Raw genomic sequence first — 21,905 nt, 5'->3', positions numbered from 1 at the left:
CCTCAGGCCGCCCGGTGCAGCCGGTCGGCGGCCCGCACGGTGTGCCGCAGCAGCAGCGCGGTGGTGACCGGGCCGACCCCGCCCGGCACCGGCGTGAGCGCGCCGGCCACGTCGGCCACCGAGTCGGCGTCCACGTCGCCGGTCAGCCCGCCGTCCGGGGTCGGGTTGGTGCCGACGTCGATCACCACCGAGCCCGGCGCGACGTGCTCGGCGGTGATCAGCCCGGGCCGGCCCACCGCGGCCACCAGCACGTCGGCGGTGCGGGTGACGGCGGCCAGGTCGGCGGTCCGCGAGTGACAGACCGTCACCGTGGCGTCCCGGTCCAGCAGCAGGTGGGCGGCCGGCTTGCCGACCACCGTCGAGCGGCCGACCACCACCGCCCGGCGCCCGGCCAGCGGGATCCGGTGGTGCTCCAGCAGTGCGACCACCGCCTCCGCGGTGGCCGGCGGGAAGGCGGGCAGGCCGCCGGCCAGCCGGCCGAGCGAGAGCGGGTTGGCGCCGTCCACGTCCTTCTCGAAGGCGATCGCCGAGGCCAGTTCCTCCAGCGCGGCCCCGGCGGGCAGCGGGGTCTGCAGGATGATGCCGTGCACCGAGCCGTCCGCGCTGAGCTCCGCCAGCCGCTCGCGGACCGCCGGGGATTCCGCGTCCGGCCCCAACTCGTGGACGTCGCACCGCAGTCCGGTGCGTTCGGCGGCGCGCGCGATCGACCGGACGTACCAGGCGCTGGACTGGTCGGTGGTGGCGCTGACCACGGCGAGCCGCGGCTGGTGGCCGGCCGCGGTGAGTTCGGCGGCCCGGGCGGCGGCCTCGGCGCGGATCGCGGCGGCCGGCTGCTGGCCGGCCAGCGGGGTGGCGGTCACTTGGCGATCTCCTCTCGCACGGCGGCGGTGACCAGGTCGGCGCGGGCGGTGATCTCGTCCACCCGGGCGGTCTCGGCGAGCAGCCCGCTGCGGACCCGCTCGTCCCGGATCCCGGCCAGGTTGATCTCCACGTTGACCCGGGCGGTGACCGCCGCGGCCCGCGCCGCCTCGGCCGCCGCGGCGATGTCGGTGACCACGTTGGGGTTGCCGATCGGCAGCAGCGCCTCGGCCAGTTCGACCGCGTCCAGGGCCGCGGTGATCACGTCGGCGGGCGGCCGGGCCGCGCCGGCCAGCGTCCGCGCGATGGCGGCCGAGCGGGCGGTCCGCTCGTCCTCGCTCTCCCGGGGCATCCGGTAGGCCTCGGTGACGGCGGTGAAGGCCGCCGCGTCCTGCTCGGCCAGGGTCAGCGCCCGGCCGCGCAGGGTGTCGCTCTCCCGGATGATCCGCTGCACCACCTCCTGGTGGACGGCGTACGCGGCGCCGGTGCTGTAGCGGGCCACCATGCCCAGCAGTGCCGCGGCCTGGGCCGCGTGCAGCGCGGCCGTCGCGCCGCCGCCGGGGGCGGGGACGCGGCCGGCCAGCCGGTCGAGGAATTCGCTGATCGTCAGGTCGCGCACGGGAGTTCTTCCTCCGGGAGATCGGTACCGGCATCCTCGCACGTCTGACGGTGCGTCAGTACGTCGGGCCCGGGCCCGTCCGGGCCCGTGCCGGCCGCCGGCGCGACGGCTCCGCGCTACCGGCGCGCTACGCGGCCCGGGGCAGGATGGATCTCGTGGTGAGGCGGCCGGGCAGTGAACGGGGGAGCCCGGCCGCCGCATCGCCTCCCGCGCCACCGGGGTCACTGACCCGCCCCGGTGCCGCGCCCTCCTCGCGGCCTTCGCCCCGAGCACTGGTCCTCCGCCCCGGAGTGCCGGTTCCCGGGGCGGGGGCCGTTCTCGTGCCCACCGGTTGACGTCGTGACGCGCACCGGGCGTGCCGCGGGCGCCCGCCTCCACCACCTCGGCCACCCGTCCGCGGCGTCGGGGTGACGGCCCGGCTCCCCGTTGTTCGCCCCCGGGTTCCGCCGCGCGGCCCGCGGCACCCGATAGCTTCGGACCATGCATGCGATGACGATTCCCGAGCCCGGCGGCCCCGAGGCGCTGTCCTGGACCGAACTCGACGACCCGGTACCGGCCGAGGGCGAGGTGCTGGTCGAGGTGGCGGCCACCGCCGTCAACCGGGCCGACCTGTTGCAGCGCCAGGGCCACTACGACCCGCCGCCGGGCGCCTCCGCCGTCCCGGGGCTCGAGTGCGCCGGGACGATCGCCGCCCTCGGTCCAGGGGTGGCCGGCTGGGCGGTGGGCGACGAGGTGTGCGCGCTGCTCGCCGGCGGCGGGTACGCGGAGAAGGTCGTGGTGCCGGCCGGCCAGTTGTTGCCGGTGCCCAGGGGCCTCGGTCTGATCGCGGCGGCCGCGCTGCCCGAGGTCGCCGCCACGGTCTGGTCGAACGTCTTCATGGTGGCCCATCTGCGGCCGGGTGAGACGGTGTTGCTGCACGGTGGCGGCAGCGGTATCGGGACGATGGCGATCCAGCTGGCGAAGGCGGTCGGCGCTCGGGTGGCGGTCACCGCGGGGAGCGCGGCGAAGCTGGCGCGCTGCGCGGAGCTGGGTGCGGAGATCCTGATCAACTACCGCGAGCGGGACTTCGTCGAGGCGCTGCGGGAGGCCACCGGCGGAGCCGGGGCGGACGTGATCCTGGACATCATGGGGGCCAAGTACCTGCAGCGGAACGTGGACGCCCTGGCGGTCAGCGGACGGTTGGTGATCATCGGTCTGCAGGGCGGGGCGAAGGGCGAGTTGGACCTCTCCACCCTGCTCGCCAAGCGCGCCGCGGTGGCGGCCACCTCACTTCGGCCGCGCCCGCTGGCGGAGAAGGCGGCGATCGTGGCGGCGGTGCGTGAGCACGTCTGGCCGCTGGTGGAGTCGGGGGTGGTGCGGCCGGTGATCGACCGGGTGCTGCCGCTGACGGACGCGGCCGAGGCGCACCGCGCGGTGGAGGCGGGGGAGCAGACGGGCAAGGTCGTGCTGCGGCTCTGAGTGCCGGACGGGCTGGGCGGGTCCCGGGCCGGGTGGGGATCCGCCCGGCCCGCCGGCTTCCCGTTCGGGCAGTGCTGGTTGCGCGAACGGCCGGTCCCGGGTGCCTGGGTGCCGGGGCGCGTGGACCTACGTCCGAGGGGCGCGATGCTCCAGGATGAGGGCCGGATCAGCTCGTGGCCCAGGCCCGGCCGAAGGGGAACCAGCGTTGAGTGTCAGTGCATCCCGGGATCGACAAGGTCGGGCCGGGGAGGGCGAATGTGCTGAGTGCGGGGCACCAGGCGACGCGGGGATGGACTTCTGCGGCTCCTGTGGCGCGTTCCAGGGGTGGGCGAAGGGCGAGGACCGCTCGAAGGAGTCGGTCGAGGTCGCTGGGGAGCCCGAGCGGTCCGAGAAGCCCGGCAAGCCCGCGGAGGCCGAGAAGCCCGGCAAGCCCGCGGAGGCCGGGAAGCCCGAAGAGCCCGGCAAGCCCGTGGATGCCGGCGAGCCCGCGGAGGCCGGGAAGAGCGGGGAGTCCGAGCAGGCCGAGCCGCAGCCGGAGACCATCGAACTCCCGGTCGACGAAAGGGCGCACGCCCTGATCGTCCCGGTGCCCGACTCCGCGCCCGTGGAGTCGCCCGTGGCGCCGGTGCTGCCGGGCCTGCCCGCCCAGTCCGGGCCCCGGGTGCGCTCGGTCGTCGAGGGCGAGCCGATCGACGGCATCGCCTGCTCGTGGTGCTCGACGGTCAACCCGCCGGACCGCCACTTCTGCCGCCGCTGCGCGACCCCCTTCCAGTCCGCGGAGCCGCAGCGGGCCCGACGGCCGTGGTGGCGCCGGCTGCTGGACTTCCGTGGCCGGGAGCAGCCCTGGGCGGGTCAGCGTCCCCGGTTGCGCCAGGGGCCGTGGCAGCTGGTGCGCTGGGTGGTCACGGCGGTGCTGGTGATCACCCTGGTGATCTGCGTCTCGGTCTGGTCCGGCCCGGCGTACCAGGCGGTCAGCGACCACTTCGCGCACCGGGTGTCGATCCCCCCGGTGGGCGTGACCGCCGACTACTCCGACCAGAACCACCCGGCGAAGAACGTGCTGGACGGCTACAACAACACCTGGTGGGGCGACGGTTACTCGGGTGTGCCGAACGACCTGCACCTGGACTTCACCTTCGGCCAGGCCTCGCACCTGCTCGACGTGGTCATCACGCCGGGCGTCTCCCCGGACTCCTCCGACGAGCAGGCCGAGGCGACGCCGCACCAGATCGACCTGGTGGCCACCCAGGCCGACGGGAAGACCGTCACGACACCGATCACGATGGCCCAGTTCGGCCCGCAGACCTTCGCCCTGCACCTCACGCAGGTGGTGAAGGTGCGGTTGGAGATCAAGAGCGCGTACAACACCATGCCGGACAAGGAGATCGCGGTGGCCGAGGTCGAGTTCTTCGGCACCACGCCGGCTGGCAGCGGCAACGGATCCTGACCGTGGTCGGGAGCCGGCCGGAGTTCACCGGGGAGTCGTTCGGGCAACGCCGTTAGGTGCTTGTTAGGCAACCGGCTCGACACTAAAGGGCAGCCCGGAATCCCCTGTCGGGACCGCTGGCCGTACCCCGACCGATCCGTTGCCCGAACAGAGCGGAGGCCACGCCGGTGTCAGCCGAGCGCATCGCCGTCCACGTCCACGCCGACGACCCGATCCTGCACTCCGGCATGGTGGCCCAGCTGCGCGCCAGGCCCGAACTCCGCCTGGTGGACGCGGGCGAGCAGGCGCAGGCCACCGCCGTGCTCGTGGTGGCCGACACCCTGGACGCCGCGACGGTCGTCCGGCTGCGCAGCCTGCGCCGGACCCTGAGCGGTGCGCTGGTCCTGGTCGTCTCCTCGGTGGACGACGCCGCCCTGGCCACGGCGGTGGAGTGCGGCGTGGTGGGCCTGGTCCGTCGCTCCGAGGCCACCGCCGAGCACCTGGTGCGGGTCCTCCGGTCGGCCGTGCGCGGCGAGGGCGCGTTGCCGGCCGACCTGCTCGGCCGGCTGATGGAGCAGATGGGACGGCTCCAGCGCCAGGTCCTCGAACCGAACGGCATCTCCTTCGCCGGCCTGCACACCCGGGAGGTCGAGGTGCTGCGGTTGCTGTCGGAGGGACACGACACCCGTGAGATCGCGAAGGAGCTGGCGTACTCGGAACGGACCGTCAAGAACGTCCTCTACAACGTCACGGCCCGCCTGCAACTGCGCAACCGCTCGCACGCGGTCGCCTACGCGTTGCGCCACGGCCTGATCTGACGGCGGCACCGCAAGAGGCGGTGCTCCCGCAACCGAGCGGCACGAACGGAACGCGATGATCCACGAAGTCGACGAGGCCCTGCACGCCCTGCTGGCCCGGGAGATCCTGGACGGTACCGACGTCGAGGTGGTCTTCGACGCCCCGACCCGGGACTGGGCCGCCCGGCGCAACGCCCCCACCATCAACCTGTTCCTCTACGACCTCCGCGAGGACCTCAGCCGCCGCTCGGCCGGTGCCCACCGGGTGCTCGGCGAGGACGGCGAGGTGGTGGCCGAGGTCGACCCGCCGAACTGGTTCGCGCTGTCCTACCTGGTGACGGCCTGGACCAAGCGCCCGCAGGACGAGCACCGGCTGCTGTCGGTCCTGCTCGCCGGCCTGCTGCGGCAGTCGTCGCTGGAGCCGGAGCGGCTGACCGGATCCCTCGCCGAGTTCGGCGTCGCCCTGCCCTACACCGCGGCCGTGCCGCCCACCGAGGGCCGCGGGCTCGCCGACCTCTGGTCCGCGCTCGGCGGGGAGCTCAAGCCGTCCATCGACCTGGTGGTCACCGCGCCGATCGGCACCGCCCGGCGGCAGAGCGCACCGCTGGTCACCGACGCCCTGCTGCTGCGGCTCACCGACGACACCGGCGCCGCGGACGAGAACCGCCGCCCGCGCTTCGAGGACGAGCCGGCGCACTCCGCACTGCCCGGCGCCGCACCGGTGGGTGTGCGGCGAGTGCGCGGCGCCGCCGCGCTGGAGGGCAAGCAGGGACGGATCCGCCGATGACCAGCACCTTCGCACCGCCGGTCGCCGCCGAACCGGATGACCTGCTCGCCGGGTTGGCCCGGATCGAACGGCGGGTGCGGGCGGCCGTCGAGCACCGCCGGGCCACCGACCCGCAGCCGGACGACCCGCTGCGCGGACTGCACCTCTCCGCGGAGGCCGCCCACCACCTGATCGACAAGCGGTCGAGCTCGGGCGCGGACCCCGGCCTCCCCACCCCCGCCGAGCCCGCGGCGACCGCTCCCGACCCGCGGTCGCCGCTGCACCGCCTCGCCCGGGACTTCGCGCTCGCCCCGCTCGACCTCGAGCTCCTGCTGACCGCGCTGCTGCCGGACGCCGACGCCCGCTTCGAGCGGCTCTACGGCTACCTCAACGACGACCTGACCCGGCGCCGGCCCACCCTCGACCTGGCCTGCCTGCTGCTCGGCTGCGACCCGCTCACCGGTCCGGTCCGCGGCCGGCTCGCGCCGTCCGCGCCGCTGGTCGCCGGCGGGCTGCTGGTGGTCGAGGAGGGTGACCGGCCGGTGCTCACCCGCACGCTGCGGGTGCCGGACCGGATCACCGCCCACCTGCTCGGCGACGACGCCCCGGACCCCGCGCTGCGCGGGCTGCTCGCCACCCCGACCCACACGCCCACGGCGACCGCCCGGTCGCTCGCGCAGGCCGTGGAGTCCGGCGTGCACCTCGCCTACCTGCGGGAACAGCCCGGTGGCAGCGCCGCGGCGACGGCGGCCACCGCCCTGGAGCTGGCCCAGCGGCCGGCCGTCTGCCTGGATCTGGCCGCGCTCGTCGCCAGGCCACACCCGGAGGATCTGCTGCCGACGGCCGCCCGGGAGGCCCGGCTGCACGGCGGCGGCCTGGTGGCTGGTCCGGTCGACGCGCTCGACGGGATCGACCCCGCCGCGCGGGCCCGCCTGCTCCGGGAGCTCGCGCTGCTGCCCGTGCCGGTCCTGCTGCACGGCCGGACCGCGTGGGACCCGCGCTGGGCCGACGACAGCCCGCTGCTGCTGGCGGCGCCCCAACTCACCGTCCCGGAGCGGGCCGCCCTCTGGCACGCCGCGCTCGGCGAGGCGCCGGCTGACCCGTCCCTGGACGCCGAGGTCCTGCTCGCTCCCTACGTGCTGACGCCGGACCAGATCGGCCGCGCCGCCCGGGCCGCAGGCCGCCAGGCCCTGCTGGACGGCGGCCGGCCGGTCGCGCCCGGCCACCTGCGGGCGGGCGTGCGGGCGCAGAACGCGGCCGGCCTGGAGCGGCTGACCCGCCGGATCGAGCCCGCGGTCGGCTGGGACGACCTGGTCCTGCCACCGGCCGTCGCCGAGCAGCTGGGCGACCTGGCGCTGCGCGCCCGGCACCGGGACCAGGTGCTGGGCGAGTGGCGGATGCGCCCCGGCGGCGGGCGCGGCCGGGGCGTGATGGCGCTGTTCGCCGGCGACTCGGGCACCGGGAAGACGATGTCCGCCGAGGTCATCGCCGCCGACCTGGGCCTGGACCTGTACGTGGTCGACCTCTCCACGGTGGTGGACAAGTACGTCGGCGAGACCGAGAAGAACCTGGAGCGGATCTTCACCGAGGCCGCCGGCATCAACGGCATCCTGCTCTTCGACGAGGCCGACGCCGTCTTCGGCAAGCGCTCGGAGGTCAAGGACGCGCACGACCGCTACGCCAACATGGAGAGCGCCTACCTGTTGCAGCGGATGGAGTCCTTCGACGGCATCGCCATCCTCACCACCAACCTGCGCGCCAACCTGGACGAGGCGTTCACCCGGCGGTTGGACCTGATCGTGGACTTCCCGATGCCCGACCCCGAACACCGGCGCGCCCTCTGGGACCGCTGCCTGGGCCCGGCCGTCCCCCGCGCGGCCGACCTCGACCTCGACTTCTGCGCCCGGTTCGACCTGGCCGGCGGCTCCATCCGCGCCTGTACCGTCACCGCCGGCTACCTCGCCGCCGCCGCCGGCCGCCCGCTCGGCACCGGCGACCTGGTCGCCGCCGTCCAGCGCGAGTACCGCAAGCTGGGGCGGCTCGTCCTGCCGAGCGAGTTCGGGCGATGGGCCACCACCCCGGGCTGACGCCGGAGTTCACCGTGAGATCAGTGGCCGTGGGCGGTCCCGTCGCCCGGCCGAGGAGCCCGAGGAGTCAGCAGTGCAGGCACACGACGAACAACACCACGGTGTCCAGGGCCGGTCGCCGGTCCGGACCGCGGCGGTGGACGGCGCGGCGGGGGGCTCGATCGCCTACCTGCAGCGGACCGTGGGCAACGCCGCGGTGGGGCGGCTGCTGGGGCAGGACCGGCCCGCGCGGGACCACGCGGTTCCGGTGCAGCGCTACGCCGAGCAGGTCCCGGACGCCACCGGTGGGCAGTTCGCCGCCGTCTCCGACAACGGCGGGATCGTGCTCAAGGACCGGAGCACGGCGTACGCGACACCCGAGCTGGTCGGCCGGGCGGCGGAGCAACTCGACCGCCTGGAACGGGTGGCCGTGACCCTGGACCCCGCCGCGCCGACGGCGATGGTGGACGGACGGCAGATGCAGCTCGTCCGGGTGGTCTACAAGAGCGCCGACAAGGTCCGGGCGCCGCTCCGGGCCGCGCACGAGCCGGTCCTGGGCGACAGCGACGAGAGCCGCCGGGACAAGCTGAAGGCGTACCAGCAGGCCCGGGTGGACGACTGGGTGCGCAACAACGCGGAAGTGACCGTCCTGTACCAGGAGTTGTCCAGGAAGGGCCCGACGGCGAGGCTGACGCTCCCGGAGGTCGGCCGGACCACCGGGCTGATCTCGAAGACGGTGGGCCTGGCCTGGGGCGGGACGGGCGGCCGGGAAGAGCGGCTCAGGGCGCTCAACGCGCCCGGGGCCACCGTGCAGGCCGCGCTCGACCTCCTCCAGGAGCTGGCGCGGGCCTGCGCGAACCGGCTCATCGAGATCTCCGGTGACGCCGAGTCGGCGCTGCGGCAGCTGGTGATCACCGTGCCGAACGACTGCAAGCAGACGGCGATGCGGCTGACCGGTCTCAGCCCGGAGAGCCTGAGCAGGGAGGTCGACCGGCCGGAGCCGGGCGACCAGCACTACGTCGACTTCGAGCACAAGGACGGCTGGGAGAACCACTTCGCCTGCGTGGTGGTGCGCGACGGCGACGACACGCTGACGTACGAGGCGGCGGCGGACTTCGCGGCCGAGGAGTTCGGCAAGGCACTGGGCTACTTCGCCATGTACGGGGCGAGTTCGGACGGGGCACAGTCCTTCAAGGCGGTGATGCACGGCAAGAACGAGGAGTACGCCGACCGCAAGCGGGAAGCCTTCGGTCCCTGAGGGGCCCGGCCCACGACCGCGTTGCCCGAACGGGCAGGTAGCGCTGCCCCCCGCCGGAGTCGGTGGTCGTTTCCGCCGGCCGGATCGTCCCGCGAGCCTTGGTGCTGTCGTGCAATCCGGTCGAAGAGGAGCGCCAAGGATGCCGCAGTACTTGTCTCCAGGTGTCTACGTGGAGGAGGTCGCCAGCGGCCCCCGCCCGATCCAGGGTGTCGGGACCTCCGTTGCCGCCTTTGTGGGCTTCGCCGAGAAGGGGCCGTTCCACACGCCGACCCTGGTGACGACGTGGAGCCAGTTCGTGGACGCCTTCGGCGGCTTCGTCGACGGTTCCTACCTGGCCCACTCGGTGTACGGGTACTTCGCCAACGGCGGTGGCATCGCCTACGTGGTGCGGGTCGGCGCCGAGGTGGGCGCGGCGGCGAAGGCGAAGCAGACGGGGGCGACCGCCCGGCCGAAGGCCCTGGTGGCCGGTGAGTCGGTGGCGCTGGGCGCCTTCCAGGTGGCCGCGCTGGGCGGCGTCGAGGGCGAGATCGCCGTCGAGGTGGCCGACGCCGATGGGGAGAACCCGGCGGAGGACCGCTTCAAGCTGGTGGTCAAGCAGGGCGGCAAGCCGGTCGAGACGTTCGACGTCTCGGCGAAGAAGAGCGCCCGCAACTACGTGGTCACCCAGGTCAGGGAGCGCTCGGCGCTGATCGTGGTGGAGGAGGCGGCGTCCGCCACCGGCGCGCTGGCCCGGCCGCAGAAGCAGACCGTGTCGCTGGTCGTGCCGCCGGCCGCCGCCGAGCTGGTGCCGGCCGGGATCTCGGTCTCCGAGTACGTGGGTGACGCCGACGCCCGCAGCGGATTCACCGGCCTGGAGTCGATCGACGAGATCACCATGGTCGCCGTGCCCGACCTGATGGCCGCCTACCAGCAGGGCCTGCTGGACGAGGAGGGCGTCAAGGCGGTGCAGCTCGCGATGATCACGCACTGCGAGCTGATGGGCGACCGGGTCGCGGTGCTGGACCCGCTGCCCGACCTGAGCCCCCGCCAGGTCAAGGAGTGGCGCCAGGAGGGTGCCGGCTACGACTCCAAGTACGCGGCGCTGTACTACCCGTGGATCAAGGTCTTCGACCCGAGCAGCGGCCAGAACCGCTTCGTCCCGCCGAGCGGGCACATGCTCGGCGTCTGGGCCCGGAACGACAGCGAGCGCGGGGTGCACAAGGCGCCGGCCAACGAGGTCGTCCGCGGTGCCATCGACCTCCAGATCAACGTGACCAAGGGTGAGCAGGACCTGCTCAACCCGATCGGCGTCAACTGCATCCGGGCCTTCCCCGGCCGCGGCATCCGGGTCTGGGGCGCCCGCACCCTCGCCTCCGACCCGGCCTGGCGCTACATCAACGTGCGGCGGCTCTTCAACTACCTGGAGGAGTCGATCCTGCTGGGTACCCAGTGGACCGTCTTCGAGCCGAACGACGAGCTGCTGTGGATCAGCATCCGCCGCGACATCTCGGCCTTCCTGCGGGAGGAGTGGCGGCGCGGCGCGCTGTTCGGGGCGACCGCGGAGCAGGCCTTCTACGTCAAGTGCGACGCCGAGACCAACCCGCCGGCCTCCGTCGACCTCGGCCAGGTGGTCTGCGAGATCGGCATCTGCCCGGTGAAGCCCGCGGAGTTCGTGGTGTTCCGGCTGTCGCAGTTCTCGGACAACAGCAGCCTCGTCAACGAGTAGCGGCGAGCCGCGGCGACGAGCGGCGCGCAGTCGTGAGTAGTCCTGTCATTTCCCTCCCAGTTCCAGGAAAGGCGGTGTGGTCCGGATGACGACCCCGAGCAACGGGTTGGCTTTGGCCATTGCCACCCACAGGTTCACCGTCCAGCTCGGTGGCTACCAGGTCGAGACCGTGCAGGAAGTCAGCGGTCTGAGCTTCGAGATGGACGCGATCGACCACTACGAGGTGACCTCGACGGGCCAGATGGTGGTCCGCAAGCTGGCCGGTGCCCGGAAGGGCGGCGAGATCACCATCAGCCGGGGGCTCGGTCAGAGCCCGGTCTTCACCCAGTGGCTGGACAAGTCGTTCCTGCAGGGCGACGTGGCCTCGGCCCGTCAGTCGATCACCATCCTGGTGAGCGACTCGCAGGGCAACCCGGTGCGCCACATCACCCTGGAGAACGCCTGGGTGAAGAAGTGGGAGGGGCCCTCGCTGAAGGCCGGTGACTCCCAGCCGGCGATCGAGAAGGTCACCATCGTGTTCGAGGACGTGACCCTCAAGTGAGGCGTCGCACGGTCAGCGGCACCGCCCTCGGCCAGCCGGCCGAGGGCGGTGCCGGGCCGGTCCCGGACGGCTTCGACCCGGACCCGGTCATGCAGCAACCTCCGTACCAGGCACCACCGTCGGTCAGCCCGCAGCCGCTGCGCACCGAGTTCGAGTTCGAGCTGCCGCGCGGCTACGTGGACCCCACCGGCGTCGTGCACCGGCACGGCGCGATGCGGCTCGCGACCGCCCGCGACGAGCTGATGCCGCTGATCGACCTGCGGGTGAAGAACAACCCCGCCTACCTCACCGTGGTGCTGCTCGGCACGGTGGTCACCCGGCTGGGCACGCTGGTCAACCCGGGGGCGGAGGTGGTCGAGGAGCTGTTCGCCTCGGACCTCGCCTTCCTCCAGGACTTCTACCGGCGGATCAACGCGGAGGGTCACACCCGGGCCGCGGTCAACTGCCCCTCCTGCGACGCGGCCTTCGAGGTCGATCTGGCCGGGGGGCGCCTGGGGGAATCGTGACGTACGCGGTCGACCGTCTGTACGAGGAGATCGCGTACATCGCCTACCACTTCCACTGGCAGCAGGACCCGATCCTCGACCTCACCCACGCGGAGCGGGGGCGGTGGGTCGAGGAGATCGCCAGGATCAACACCCGGATCAACGAAGGATGAGTGAGCGGACGTGGCACTGCGAGATCGGCTGGGCCGGGGCCGCCGCACGCCCGTGGAGCCGGTCGTCGCAGCGGAGCCGGTCGCCGCGGCGGAGGCGGCGGCGTCCGAGGTGGCCCCGACCGGTGCTCGGTCGCGGCCGGAGCCGGCTTGGCTGAGCGTGCCGGTGCTGCGGCGGGCGGTCGTGGCCCGCACGGCGGTCAACGACCCGGCCGCCTTCGAACGTGGCCTGGTGACGCGGCGCGACCCCTCGTTCCGGGGCGAACTGGGACACCGGGTCAGCTCCGAGGCACCGTCGGGGCTGCTGCACGGGCTGCTGAGCCCGGCGCCGGGGACCGCGATCCAGCGGGCGGCCGGGCGCGGTCTGCCGCACGTCCGTCCGCTGGACGAGCCGGTCGCGGCGGGCGGTCCGGGCGGCGGGGTGCCTTCGGCGGCGGAGGCGGCGGAGGCGGAGACGGGCGGTCCGGGAGGTGCGGCGGGGACGCCGGCGCACCGGGTCGTCGCGCTCCGGCCCGCGCTGCCCACGCCTGTCCGCGGCCCGGAGGCCGCGCCCGCCGGGAGCTCCGAGGACGGCGCGCGGGCCACACGCCTGCCGCGACTCGCGGTGTCGCGTTCCGTGGTGTCGCGTGCCGTGGAGGGTGAGACGTCGCGTCCGGCGCCGGTGCAGCGGCGGAGCGCGGCCTTGACGTCGTCTCCCGAGGTGCCGGGCCTGGCGCGTGACCTGCCGCTGCTGGCGCGACCGGGGACCGGCCGAGGTGCGGTGGCGCGGGACACGGGCGAGACGTCCGGGAGCGGTCGGCCCTCGTCGGGTGTCGCGACGACGGGTCTCGTGACGTCGGGCGTCGCGACGTCGGGTGTGCCGGCGGTGGCGTCGGCATCGGGACCGGCACCGGACGCCGTCCGGGGGACGCTGGGGCGTGAGGCGACGGCGGTGCAGCGGGCCGCGGAACGGTCGGCTCCGCGGGAGGCCGCGGGCGCGGGCGCGCCGGAGGTGTCGGGTCCGGACGCGCCGCCTGTCGGTGCTTCCTTGCCGGTCACCGCGCAGCGGTCGGCTTCGCGGGAGTCTGCGGGCGCGGGCGCGCCGGAGGTGTCGGGCGCGGGTGCGCCGTTGGGCGCGATGCCGGTCGGTGTGCGGCGGTCGGCCTCGCGGGAGGTCGCCGGCGCTGGCGCGCCGGAGGTGTCGGGTCCGGACGCGCCGCTCGTCGGCGCTTCCTCACCGGTCACCGCGCAGCGGTCGGTACCGCGGGAGGCTGCGGGGCCGGGTGTCCTCGGTCCTGCCGGCACCCCGGAGGTCCGGCGTCCGGGGCTCGGTGCGCCGCTCGCCGCGATGCCCGTCAGCGTGCAGCGCTCGGCTTCGCCGGAGACCGCGGACGAGGGTGTCGTCGGCGCTGTCGTTGTCCGGGAGGTGTCGCGTTCGGGGCTCGGTGCGCCGCTCGCCGCCATGCCCGTCACCGCGCAGCGGAGCGGCGGTGGTGCTGCCGGGGGTTCCTCGGCGGCGAGCCCGGCCCCCGCCGGCCCTGTGGTGCAACGAAGCGAGACGTCGGCGCCACCCGGTCGGGCGGGTGCGGCTGCGATGCCGGCGCCGGCACCGGCACGGGGAGCGGTGGCTGCGGGCGGTACAGGCGGTACGGCGGGTACGGGCCGTACGGCGGGCGCGGTCCCGCTCGTGGTGGCGCGTGCGCTGACCGCTTCGGGGGACGTCACGGCCACTGCCCCCCTGGCGCCGTCCGGGCTGACCGGGCCGAGCACGCCGGCGCGGCAGGCCGGCCTGCTCGCGGATCGGCCGCTGCTGCCGACGGCGGTCCAGCGGGCCGCGGACGGATCGGCACACGCCTCCGAGGCCGCTGCTTCCGGACCCCCGGCAGCGGCGGTGCCGGCGAGTCCGGCCGCCGTTCCGCTGCGCTGGGTGCGCACGGGTGAACCGGAGGCGGGCGGCGGGACGGCGCTCTCCTCCCAGGCCGCCTCGTCTGCTCCGAGCGCCTCCGGGGCCGGCCGGCAGGTCGGCAGCACCGGCCGGACGGCGACGAGCGGCCGCGCACCGCAGGTGGGCGCCGCGCCGGTGCAGCGTCGGGTGGGCCGTTCGACGTCGGTGTCGCCCGCCGGTCGCACCGCGCCCGGCGCGACGGAGAACCCGTCGGTGGGTGCCGCGCGGGCACAGCGTCCGGTGAGCCGTTCGGAGTCGGCACCGCCGACCGGTCGTACCGCGCCCGGCGCGGTGCAGGGTCCGCAGGTGGGTGCCGCGCCGGTGCAGCGTCGGGCGGGTCGTTCGACGTCGGTGTCGCCCGCCGGTCGCACCGCGCCCGGCGCGACGGAGAACCCGCCGCCGGGCGCCGCTCCCGACCGGGCGGCTCGGTTGCCCCTTCCGTCGCCCGGACCGGACGTCCGGACGGACGGACCGGGCCAGGGCCGGGCGAACCCCGCGCTCCGTGCGGCGGTCGCGTCCCAAGGGGCCGCCCCGAGCCGTCCCGGCCCGATCCAGCGTCTGCTGTCACGTCGCGGGACCGCTCGCGCCGAGGGCCGCACGTCGTCGCCCGATCTCCCGTCCCCGCCGGGGACCCCCGCCCGGCGGGCGCCGCAGGATCCGCCGGCGGTGGCCGACTCCCGGCCCCCCGTGGTCCAGCGCCGGACCGCCGCCACTGCCGCGCCGGGCCCGCGGTCCGGCCGCGCCGGCGCGGCCGGCGCCGCACCCGTTCCGGTGGTGCGGCCCTCCGCGTCGCCGATCGCCTCGCCGATCGCCTCACCGTCCGCTTCGTCCGCCGGGCCGTCGCTACCGGGCCGACCGGCCACGCCGCTGCCCGCGGCCGCGCCGCACCGGCACACGGCGACCTGGTCCCCGACGCGTCCGGCACCGCAGGCACCTCAGGCACTGCAGGCACCTCAGGCACCGCAGGCATCGCAAACGCTGCGGCCACCGCAGGCGCAGTCGGTCCAGCGGTCCGCTCTGCCGGTGGGCCGATCAGCGTCGGGCGCCGCCGAGCCGCTCGCCGCGGTGGCGGCGCCAACCCCCGTACCGCCAACTCCCGCACCAGGGAACGCACCGGTGCCCGCTCCCAGCGTCCCGCTCGTCCAGCGGTTGCGTGAGCGCCCGGTCCGCAGCGGGCCGAGCATGCCGCTGCCGGTCCAGCGACCGCGGTCCGAGCAGCAGCCGATGAGCCCGCAGCCCGTCGAGTGGCAACAGCCGGAGCAGCGGCAGGAGTTCGAGAGCAGCCCGGCCCGGTCCGGCGCCCCCACCACCGCCGCACCCAGCACGGCGTCGGCACCGCCCTCGCCACCTGAGCCGCAGGGGAAGGCGCGGCCCGCCGAGCGCCTCATCGCCTCCCTGGAGCGCAAGCACCTGGACGAGCTCGCCCGGTTGCTGGCCCCGCCGATGGGCCGCCTGCTGCGCGCCGAGTTGTGGTCGGGGCGCGAGCGCGCGGGGCGGCTCCTCGACGGCGACAGGTGAGCGGTGGACGAACGATGAGCGATGAACGAGGAGCGGTGACGGGATGACCGGCAACTACCCGGGGACAACGGTCCACTTCCGGCTGCAGATCACCGGGATCGACCTGGGCGTCTTCACCTCCTGCAGCGGTCTGGGCGCCCAGGTCGAGCTGGAGCAGCGAGCCGAGGGCGGTGCCAACGGGTTCGTCTGGCAGCTGCCGACCAGGGTCACCTTCCCGAACGTGACGCTCAGCCGCGGTCTGACCCCCGACAGTGCCAAGATCGCCACCTACCTGACCGCGCTCCAGCAGCGGGTCACCCGGGGAACCGCCCAGATCACCGCCCTGGACTCGACCCTGCGAACCACCATCGCCACCTGGTCGCTGAACCAGGTGGTCCTGGCGCGCTGGAGCGGCCCGTCCTTCGACCCCACCCGTTCCGAGGTGGCGATGGAGAGCGTGGAGCTCGCCCACCAGGGGTTCCTGTGACCCACCCCGTTCGACGACACCGACACCCAGCAGCCGCCGAGGAAGGACAGGTTCGATGACCACGGCGCCTCCCACCAAGGCCACGCTCTCCGCGTACGAGCCGCCGACCGGGGACAGCCTCACCCCTGGCGGCCAACTCGGCCGGCTGACCTTCCAGTTCAATCCGCACACGCTGACGCTGAGCAAGAGCGCGTCGTGGACGGAGAACCGGCAGGCGGCGGCGGAGTCCGTCGGCAAGCCGCAGTTCCAGGGCGCCGGGCCGCGCCAGTTGAACGTGGAGCTGTTCCTGGACGCCACCGCGGACCACGACGACTCGGTGGCCACCGCCGTGGAGACGCTGCTGAACTGGTGCCTGCCGACGACCGCGAGCATCTCGGCGAAGGCGCCGTGCGCGCCCTGGATCAGGTTCGAGTGGGGACCGTTCCAGAGCGTCGCGTTCTTCGGCTACCTGGCGAGCGCGAACGCGACGTACTCGCTCTTCGACACGGCCGGGCAGCCGTTGCGCGCGTCGTGTGCGATCCAGATCACCGAGGCGGGTGCCACCATGCCCCGGCAGAACCCGACGTCGGGCGCACTGACCGCCCGTCGGGTGCACCAGGTGGTGGGCGGCGACAGCCTGGAGCTGCTGGCGCACCGCGAGTACGGCGACGCGACGGCCTGGCGGGTGATCGCGGAGGCCAACGGCATCGACGACCCGATGCGGCTGCGTCCCGGCACCGAGCTGCTGGTGCCGGCGGCCGAAGAGCTCAGGGCGGGGTGACGGCATGTCGGTAGGTCCTGACGGGGTCGGCTTCGTCATCGGCGTCCCGGGTCCGCTGCCGCCGGCCTGGGCGGACGTGCCCAAGGAGCTGCGGATCGAGGAGGGCCCGGGTCTGCCGGCGTCGGCCGTGGTGCGCTTCCTCGACCCGTCCCGGACGCTGGTCGGCGAGACCGGCCTCGCCATCGGCGGGAAGTTCACGGTCATGGTCGCCACCAGCGACAGCAGCGGGACGCGTCCGCTGTTCACCGGTGAGGTCGTGGGCCTGGAGGCCGAGTTCGACGCCATGGGCAGCTACACCACGGTCCGTGCGCTGGACGTGTCGCACCGGCTCCAGCGCGGTCGGCACATCGCCGGCTACCCGCAGATGACGGCCTCGGAGATCGCCTGCGTCGTCCTGGAGGCGGCCGGTGTCACCGAGCTGAGCATCGACGACACCGAGACCGAGTACGAGTACGCGACCCAACCGAACGTCTCGGACTGGGACTTCCTGCGCACCCTGGCGGTGGAGAACGGCCGGGAGATGTTCGTGCGGGACGGGGTCTTCCACTTCACCAAACCGGTCCCGGCGTCCTCGGCCCCGGCGACCTCGACCGATCCGCAGCAGAGCCCGTACGTGCTGGACCTGGGCAAGAACGTGCACGCGATGCGCCTGCTGGCGAACTCGGTGAACCAGGTGGCGACGGTCGAGGTGCGCGGCTGGGACGTGGCCACCAAGACGGCCGTCCAGGCCCCGGTCACCGTGGCGCCCAGCCCGGAGTCGCAGTTCGGCCTGACGCCCGCCCGGGCCACCGCCCCCTTCGCGCCGGCCCGGACGATCGTGGCGGACGTGCCGTACGGTACCGCGGCGCAGGCGAACGCCGTGGCGACGGCGCTGGCCGCCGACGCCGCGGCCGCGCTGGGCGAGCTGGAGATCACCTCGGTCGGCAACCCGCTGCTGCGGATCGGCCTGCCGGTGGCGGTGAGCGGCGGTGGGGTGCCGTTCGACGGCAAGTACACCGTGACCGGCAGCCTGCACACCTACCAGCGTGGCTACGGCTACGAGACCCGGATCACCGTGAGCGGACGCCAGAACCGCACGCTGGCCGGGCTGGCCTCGGGGGCCGGCGCGCCGGCCCGCTCACCACGGGTCCCGTCGGTGGCGACCGGTGTGGTGGTGGACATCCTGCGTCCGGGGCAGAACCCGCCGTCCGGCTATCCGGCGCAGGCCGAGCAGGCCTGGGTGAAGCTGAAGTTCCCGTGGCTGTCGGACAGCGCGGAGGGCGGCGACCCCGCGTACGTCAGCGACTGGGTGCGCACCATGCAGCTCGGCGGGACGAAGGGCGGCGGTCTGTTCTGCCCGGAGATCGACGACGAGGTGCTGGTCGCCTTCGAGCAGGGCCTGCTGGACCGGCCGGTGGTGCTGGGCGGCCTCTACAACGGCGTGGACAGCCCGACCAAACTGCCGGTGGCGCTGGTGGACGGGAGCAAGGTGGCGGTGCGCACCCTGTCGTCCCGGGTCGGCGACCGGATGGAGCTGCTGGGGGCGGCGTCCGGCGGGGGCCGCGGCGCGGGGGTCAGGGTCACCCAGGGCGTGCGGATCTCCACCGGGGACGACAGGTTGACCGTGGCGCTCGACCGGCAGCAGACCGTGATCACCGTGCACAGCGACGGGAAGATCACCATCACCGGTAAGGAGGAGGTCACCGTGACCGGCAACGGCATCACCCTGGACGCGGGCGCGGGGGCGCTGAAGCTGACCGGAGGCAGCGTCAGCATCGACGGGGACGCCGACGTGGTCGTCAAGGCGCCACTGATCAAGCTCAACTGACCGCACGACGGACATCGGAGAAAGGGGCAACGGATGCCAGCGGCCGCCAGGGTCGGCGACAGCACGAGCCACATCCACACGTCGGTGCTGCCCGGCCCGCCCATGGGCACGGTCGGCCCGCCCGGTGGCCGGGCGACGGCCGGGACGCCCGTCGTGCCGCTCGGCGGCGAGGTGCTGATCGGCGGGTTCCCGGCCACGTGCGAGGGCGACGAGCTGGTCTGCGAGACCTTCATCGGCGCCGGCGACGCGACCGTGCTGATCGGGGGTGCCTGATGCCCGAGCTCTTCATCGGCTCCGGCTGGGCCTTCCCGCCCCGGCTGGACGCGACCGGGGCGATCGCGCTGGTCGGCGGTGAGCAGGAGATCGCCGAGGCGATCCGCCTGGTCCTGGCCACCGCCCCCGGCGAGCGACCGATGCGGCCGGAGTTCGGTTGCGGCATCCACGACTACGTCTTCGCGCCCGCGGACGCCGGCACCGCCGGCCGGATCTGCTACGAGGTCCGCCGGGCCCTCGACCGCTGGGAGCCCCGGATCACCGTGGACACCGTCGACGTGGCCTTCGACAGCGTCGACAACGGCACGCTCTACATCGACATCCGCTACACCGTGCGCGGCACCAACAACCCGCGCAGCCTGGTGTTCCCCTTCTACGTCATTCCGGCGCACGAGCCGGAACCGGGCACGGTGGCCGACCCGTACCCGTCCCCCCACGCCCAGGAGACCGCACGCTGATGGCCCTGCCCGCCCCCAACCTCGACGACCGCCGCTTCCAACAACTCGTCGACGAGGCGAAGAGGTTCATCCAGCAGCGCTGCCCGGAGTGGTCCGACCACAACGTCTCCGATCCCGGCGTGACGCTGATCGAGGCCTTCGCCCACATGACCGACCAGCTGCTCTACCGGCTCAACCGGGTGCCGGAGAAGAACTACCTCGCCTTCCTCGACCTGATCGGCGTCAAGCTGTTCCCGGCCGCCGCGGCCCGCACCGAGCTCACCTTCTGGCTGTCCACCCCGCAGGCGCAGGAGATGCGACTGCGCGCCGGCACGCAGGTCTCCACCGCCGCGACCCGGCACACCGACCGGGTGCTCTTCGCCACTGATGCCGAACTCGCCATCGTTCCCTGCGAGTTCACCCGGCTGCTGACCCAGCCCGTCGGTACCCGGCTGGCCGACCGGAGCGAGGAGTTGGCCGAGGGACGCGACGTCGCCTGCTTCGCCGAGTCCCCGGCCGTCGGTGACGCGTTCCTGGTCGGGCTCTCCGCCGCCGTGCCGTCCTGTGCCGTGCTGGTGAGCCTGGACAGCATCGTCGAGGGCGTCGGCGTCGACCCCCGGCAGCCGCCGCTGGTCTGGGAGGCGTACGACGGTGACAACTGGCACCCCTGCGAGGTGGACAGCGACGGCACCGGCGGGCTCAACCGGCCCGGCGACCTCGTGCTGCACGTCCCCGCCGCGCACGCCGTGGCCACCATCGGCGGGCACCGGGCGGGCTGGCTGCGCTGCCGGACCGTGGCGAGCCGCCCGGGGCAGCCCTTCTACTCCTCCTCCCCGACCGTCCGCGCGGTGTCGGCCGGCACGGTCGGCGGCACCGTCGCCGCCGTCCACGCCGACACCGTGCTCGACGAGCACCTCGGCGAGTCCACCGGTACGCCCGGCCAGACGTTCCTGCTCGCCCGCCGCCCGCTGCTCGGCGGGGACGGCCCGCTGGTGTGCGAGGTCAGCGACGGCGACGGGTGGCAGGAGTGGGTGGAGGTCGGCAGCTTCGCCGGGCGCGCCGGCCACGACCGCTGCTTCACCGTCGACCACACCGCCGGCGAGCTCTCCTTCGGCCCCGGGCTGCGCGAGGTCGACGGCTCGCTGCGCCAGTACGGCGCGGTGCCGGCCAAGGGGGCCCGGATCAGGGTCCGCCGCTACCGGACCGGCGGCGGGCGCAGTGGAAACGTCGCCCGGGGCACCCTGACCGTGCTGCGCTCCTCCATCCCCTACGTCTCCCGGGTGGAGAACCGGGAGGGCGCGTCCGGCGGCGTGGACGGCGAGACCGTGCGGTCCGCGATGCTGCGCGGGCCCGTCCAGCTGCGCACCCAGGACCGCGCCGTCACGGCCGCCGACTACGAGCTGCTGGCCGCCCAGGCGGCCCCCTCCGCGGCGCGGATCCGGGCGCTGCCGACCTCGGGCGGTGCCGGGGACGGCGGAGTGCGGGTGCTGGTGGTGCCGGGCGTGGTCGCGGACCGGGGCGACCGGCTGCGCTTCGAGCAGATGGTGCCCTCGGACGCGCTGCTGTCCGGCATCGCCGAGTACCTGGACGAGCGGCGGCCGATCGGGGCCCGGCTCACCGTGGAACCGCCCTACTACCAGGGCATCACCGTGGTGGCCCGGGTGATGGCCCGGCGCGGCGTGCCCGTCGGGCAGGTCAGGGAGCGTGCCCTGGACGCCCTCTACCGCTACCTCAACCCGCTGGTCGGCGGGGTCGACGGGCAGGGCTGGCCGTTCGGCCGGCCGGTCCAGGCCGGCGAGGCGTACGCGGTGCTGCAACGGCTGCCCGGGGTCGAACTCGTCGACCACGTCCAGCTCTTCCCGGCCAACCCGCTGACCGGCGAGCGCGGCGACCCGACCAGCCGGGTCGACCTGGACCCCAACGCGCTGGTCTTCTCGCACCAGCACCAGGTGAAGGTGGAGGAGCTGTGAGCGGCCCCGACGGGTCGGGCTCGCGGCGGTACGGGGTGGACGGCCTGGCGAGCCCCAACCCCTTCGGCGCGCGGCTGCCCGACGTGTACACGGGGGAGGAGTTCGCCCAGCGCTACGTCGCGGCCTTCGACGACGTGCTGGCCCCGGTCTTCGCCGTCCTCGACTGCCTCCCCGGCTACCTGGATCCGGCCCTGGCACCCGGGGACTTCCTCGGCTGGCTCGGCCGCTGGGTCGCCGCCGACCTGCCGGACTTCGATCCGCTCCACCCGCTGGACCAGCACCGGGAGTTGGTGGCGGGGGCGGTCCAGCGCCACCGCGAGTCGGGCACGGTCCGCGGCCTGACCAGACAGCTCCGGCTGCTCGGCATCGAGGCGCAGGTGACCGAGAGCGGCGGTTCGAGCTGGTCGGCGAGCCCGAACGGACCGCTGCCCGGGTCGGCGCGGGCCGAACTCGTCATCCGGGTCGCGGCCGGCGCCGGCGGGCCCGCGACCGTGCACCTGGTCGAGGACCTGGTGCAGCGCACCTGCCCGGCGCACGTGCCCTACCGGGTCGAAGCGGCGGGTGGGTGACGGTCCGTCGCGCTTCCCGATCGGGCAGCCTT

General features: G+C 74.4%; 20 protein-coding genes. 18 read left to right on the top strand and 2 right to left on the bottom strand.

The window, feature by feature from the left end; all coding sequences use genetic code 11:
- Nucleotides 1-2 precede the first annotated feature (2 nt).
- Nucleotides 3-860 (bottom strand): bifunctional 5,10-methylenetetrahydrofolate dehydrogenase/5,10-methenyltetrahydrofolate cyclohydrolase, encoded by an 858-nt coding sequence (locus tag ACIGXM_RS04590; protein ID WP_396556730.1) that lies wholly within the window; start codon nt 858-860, stop codon nt 3-5.
- The gene (locus tag ACIGXM_RS04585) at nt 857-1,477 is read right to left on the bottom strand and encodes a cyclodeaminase/cyclohydrolase family protein (protein WP_396556728.1); all 621 of its coding nucleotides are present in this window, start codon (nt 1,475-1,477) and stop codon (nt 857-859) included. The genes ACIGXM_RS04590 and ACIGXM_RS04585 overlap by 4 nt, the downstream gene beginning before the upstream one ends.
- A gap of 480 nt (nt 1,478-1,957) precedes the next feature.
- On the opposite strand from ACIGXM_RS04585, the gene ACIGXM_RS04580 reads away from it, so the two are divergent.
- The 18 genes from ACIGXM_RS04580 (at nt 1,958) to ACIGXM_RS04495 (ending at nt 21,873) form a co-directional block, all read left to right on the top strand.
- Nucleotides 1,958-2,935 (top strand): NAD(P)H-quinone oxidoreductase, encoded by a 978-nt coding sequence (locus ACIGXM_RS04580; RefSeq protein ID WP_396556726.1) that lies wholly within the window; start codon nt 1,958-1,960, stop codon nt 2,933-2,935.
- A 289-nt stretch (nt 2,936-3,224) separates the two neighbouring features.
- Nucleotides 3,225-4,382, top strand: coding sequence for an NADase-type glycan-binding domain-containing protein (locus tag ACIGXM_RS04575; protein WP_396556724.1), 1,158 nt, complete (start codon nt 3,225-3,227; stop codon nt 4,380-4,382).
- Between the two features lie 167 nt (nt 4,383-4,549).
- Complete coding sequence (locus ACIGXM_RS04570; RefSeq protein WP_396556722.1) at nt 4,550-5,179, top strand: LuxR C-terminal-related transcriptional regulator; 630 nt, start codon at nt 4,550-4,552, stop codon at nt 5,177-5,179.
- A gap of 55 nt (nt 5,180-5,234) precedes the next feature.
- Nucleotides 5,235-5,945 (top strand): DUF4255 domain-containing protein, encoded by a 711-nt coding sequence (locus ACIGXM_RS04565; protein ID WP_396556720.1) that lies wholly within the window; start codon nt 5,235-5,237, stop codon nt 5,943-5,945.
- On the top strand, nt 5,942-8,011 hold the full coding sequence (locus ACIGXM_RS04560; RefSeq protein WP_396556718.1) for an ATP-binding protein: 2,070 nt from the start codon (nt 5,942-5,944) through the stop codon (nt 8,009-8,011). Before ACIGXM_RS04565 ends, ACIGXM_RS04560 begins: the two co-directional genes overlap by 4 nt.
- 73 nt (nt 8,012-8,084) lie before the next feature.
- Nucleotides 8,085-9,248 (top strand): hypothetical protein, encoded by a 1,164-nt coding sequence (locus ACIGXM_RS04555; protein WP_396556716.1) that lies wholly within the window; start codon nt 8,085-8,087, stop codon nt 9,246-9,248.
- 139 nt (nt 9,249-9,387) lie between these two features.
- Nucleotides 9,388-10,953, top strand: a complete 1,566-nt coding sequence (locus ACIGXM_RS04550; RefSeq protein WP_396556714.1) for a phage tail sheath family protein — start codon at nt 9,388-9,390, stop codon at nt 10,951-10,953.
- Between the two features lie 85 nt (nt 10,954-11,038).
- Nucleotides 11,039-11,494, top strand: coding sequence for a phage tail protein (locus tag ACIGXM_RS04545; RefSeq protein WP_396556712.1), 456 nt, complete (start codon nt 11,039-11,041; stop codon nt 11,492-11,494).
- A gap of 89 nt (nt 11,495-11,583) precedes the next feature.
- A complete protein-coding gene (locus tag ACIGXM_RS04540; protein WP_396557380.1) occupies nt 11,584-12,000 on the top strand; it encodes a hypothetical protein in 417 nt (138 codons plus the stop codon).
- Nucleotides 11,997-12,152, top strand: coding sequence for a DUF6760 family protein (locus ACIGXM_RS04535; protein ID WP_396556710.1), 156 nt, complete (start codon nt 11,997-11,999; stop codon nt 12,150-12,152). The genes ACIGXM_RS04540 and ACIGXM_RS04535 overlap by 4 nt, the downstream gene beginning before the upstream one ends.
- A gap of 3,037 nt (nt 12,153-15,189) precedes the next feature.
- Nucleotides 15,190-15,591 (top strand): hypothetical protein, encoded by a 402-nt coding sequence (locus ACIGXM_RS04530; protein ID WP_396556708.1) that lies wholly within the window; start codon nt 15,190-15,192, stop codon nt 15,589-15,591.
- Between the two features lie 43 nt (nt 15,592-15,634).
- Complete coding sequence (locus ACIGXM_RS04525; protein ID WP_396556707.1) at nt 15,635-16,057, top strand: phage tail protein; 423 nt, start codon at nt 15,635-15,637, stop codon at nt 16,055-16,057.
- Nucleotides 16,058-16,112: 55 nt separating this feature from the next.
- The gene (locus ACIGXM_RS04520) at nt 16,113-16,817 is read left to right on the top strand and encodes a LysM peptidoglycan-binding domain-containing protein (RefSeq protein ID WP_396556705.1); all 705 of its coding nucleotides are present in this window, start codon (nt 16,113-16,115) and stop codon (nt 16,815-16,817) included.
- Between the two features lie 4 nt (nt 16,818-16,821).
- Nucleotides 16,822-18,624 (top strand): VgrG-related protein, encoded by a 1,803-nt coding sequence (locus tag ACIGXM_RS04515; protein WP_396556703.1) that lies wholly within the window; start codon nt 16,822-16,824, stop codon nt 18,622-18,624.
- A gap of 33 nt (nt 18,625-18,657) precedes the next feature.
- Entirely contained in the window at nt 18,658-18,897 is a 240-nt protein-coding gene (locus ACIGXM_RS04510) for a PAAR domain-containing protein (protein ID WP_396556701.1), read from the top strand.
- Nucleotides 18,897-19,355, top strand: a complete 459-nt coding sequence (locus ACIGXM_RS04505; RefSeq protein ID WP_396556699.1) for a GPW/gp25 family protein — start codon at nt 18,897-18,899, stop codon at nt 19,353-19,355. Before ACIGXM_RS04510 ends, ACIGXM_RS04505 begins: the two co-directional genes overlap by 1 nt.
- Nucleotides 19,355-21,304 (top strand): putative baseplate assembly protein, encoded by a 1,950-nt coding sequence (locus tag ACIGXM_RS04500; protein WP_396556697.1) that lies wholly within the window; start codon nt 19,355-19,357, stop codon nt 21,302-21,304. The genes ACIGXM_RS04505 and ACIGXM_RS04500 overlap by 1 nt, the downstream gene beginning before the upstream one ends.
- Nucleotides 21,301-21,873, top strand: a complete 573-nt coding sequence (locus ACIGXM_RS04495; RefSeq protein WP_396556695.1) for a phage tail protein — start codon at nt 21,301-21,303, stop codon at nt 21,871-21,873. The genes ACIGXM_RS04500 and ACIGXM_RS04495 overlap by 4 nt, the downstream gene beginning before the upstream one ends.
- Nucleotides 21,874-21,905 lie beyond the last annotated feature (32 nt).

The sequence above is a fragment of the Kitasatospora sp. NPDC052896 genome, assembly GCF_044547075.1.
In the GTDB taxonomy this organism is placed as follows: Bacteria; Actinomycetota; Actinomycetes; order Streptomycetales; family Streptomycetaceae; genus Kitasatospora.
Note: the sequence above shows the minus strand (reverse complement) of the source record. Positions and strands in the feature narration are given on the sequence as shown.

Excerpts from the sequence above, each read along its gene's own strand:
- ACIGXM_RS04540 (WP_396557380.1), top strand. The coding sequence starts at position 11,584 with ATGCAGCAACCTCCGTACCAGGCACCACCGTCGGTCAGCCCGCAGCCG.
- ACIGXM_RS04560 (WP_396556718.1), top strand. The coding sequence starts at position 5,942 with ATGACCAGCACCTTCGCACCGCCGGTCGCCGCCGAACCGGATGACCTG.
- ACIGXM_RS04565 (WP_396556720.1), top strand. The coding sequence starts at position 5,235 with ATGATCCACGAAGTCGACGAGGCCCTGCACGCCCTGCTGGCCCGGGAG.
- ACIGXM_RS04505 (WP_396556699.1), top strand. The coding sequence starts at position 18,897 with ATGCCCGAGCTCTTCATCGGCTCCGGCTGGGCCTTCCCGCCCCGGCTG.
- ACIGXM_RS04515 (WP_396556703.1), top strand. The coding sequence starts at position 16,822 with ATGTCGGTAGGTCCTGACGGGGTCGGCTTCGTCATCGGCGTCCCGGGT.
- ACIGXM_RS04545 (WP_396556712.1), top strand. The coding sequence starts at position 11,039 with ATGACGACCCCGAGCAACGGGTTGGCTTTGGCCATTGCCACCCACAGG.
- ACIGXM_RS04550 (WP_396556714.1), top strand. The coding sequence starts at position 9,388 with ATGCCGCAGTACTTGTCTCCAGGTGTCTACGTGGAGGAGGTCGCCAGC.
- ACIGXM_RS04575 (WP_396556724.1), top strand. The coding sequence starts at position 3,225 with ATGGACTTCTGCGGCTCCTGTGGCGCGTTCCAGGGGTGGGCGAAGGGC.
- ACIGXM_RS04500 (WP_396556697.1), top strand. The coding sequence starts at position 19,355 with ATGGCCCTGCCCGCCCCCAACCTCGACGACCGCCGCTTCCAACAACTC.
- ACIGXM_RS04520 (WP_396556705.1), top strand. The coding sequence starts at position 16,113 with ATGACCACGGCGCCTCCCACCAAGGCCACGCTCTCCGCGTACGAGCCG.
- ACIGXM_RS04525 (WP_396556707.1), top strand. The coding sequence starts at position 15,635 with ATGACCGGCAACTACCCGGGGACAACGGTCCACTTCCGGCTGCAGATC.
- ACIGXM_RS04580 (WP_396556726.1), top strand. The coding sequence starts at position 1,958 with ATGCATGCGATGACGATTCCCGAGCCCGGCGGCCCCGAGGCGCTGTCC.
- ACIGXM_RS04510 (WP_396556701.1), top strand. The coding sequence starts at position 18,658 with ATGCCAGCGGCCGCCAGGGTCGGCGACAGCACGAGCCACATCCACACG.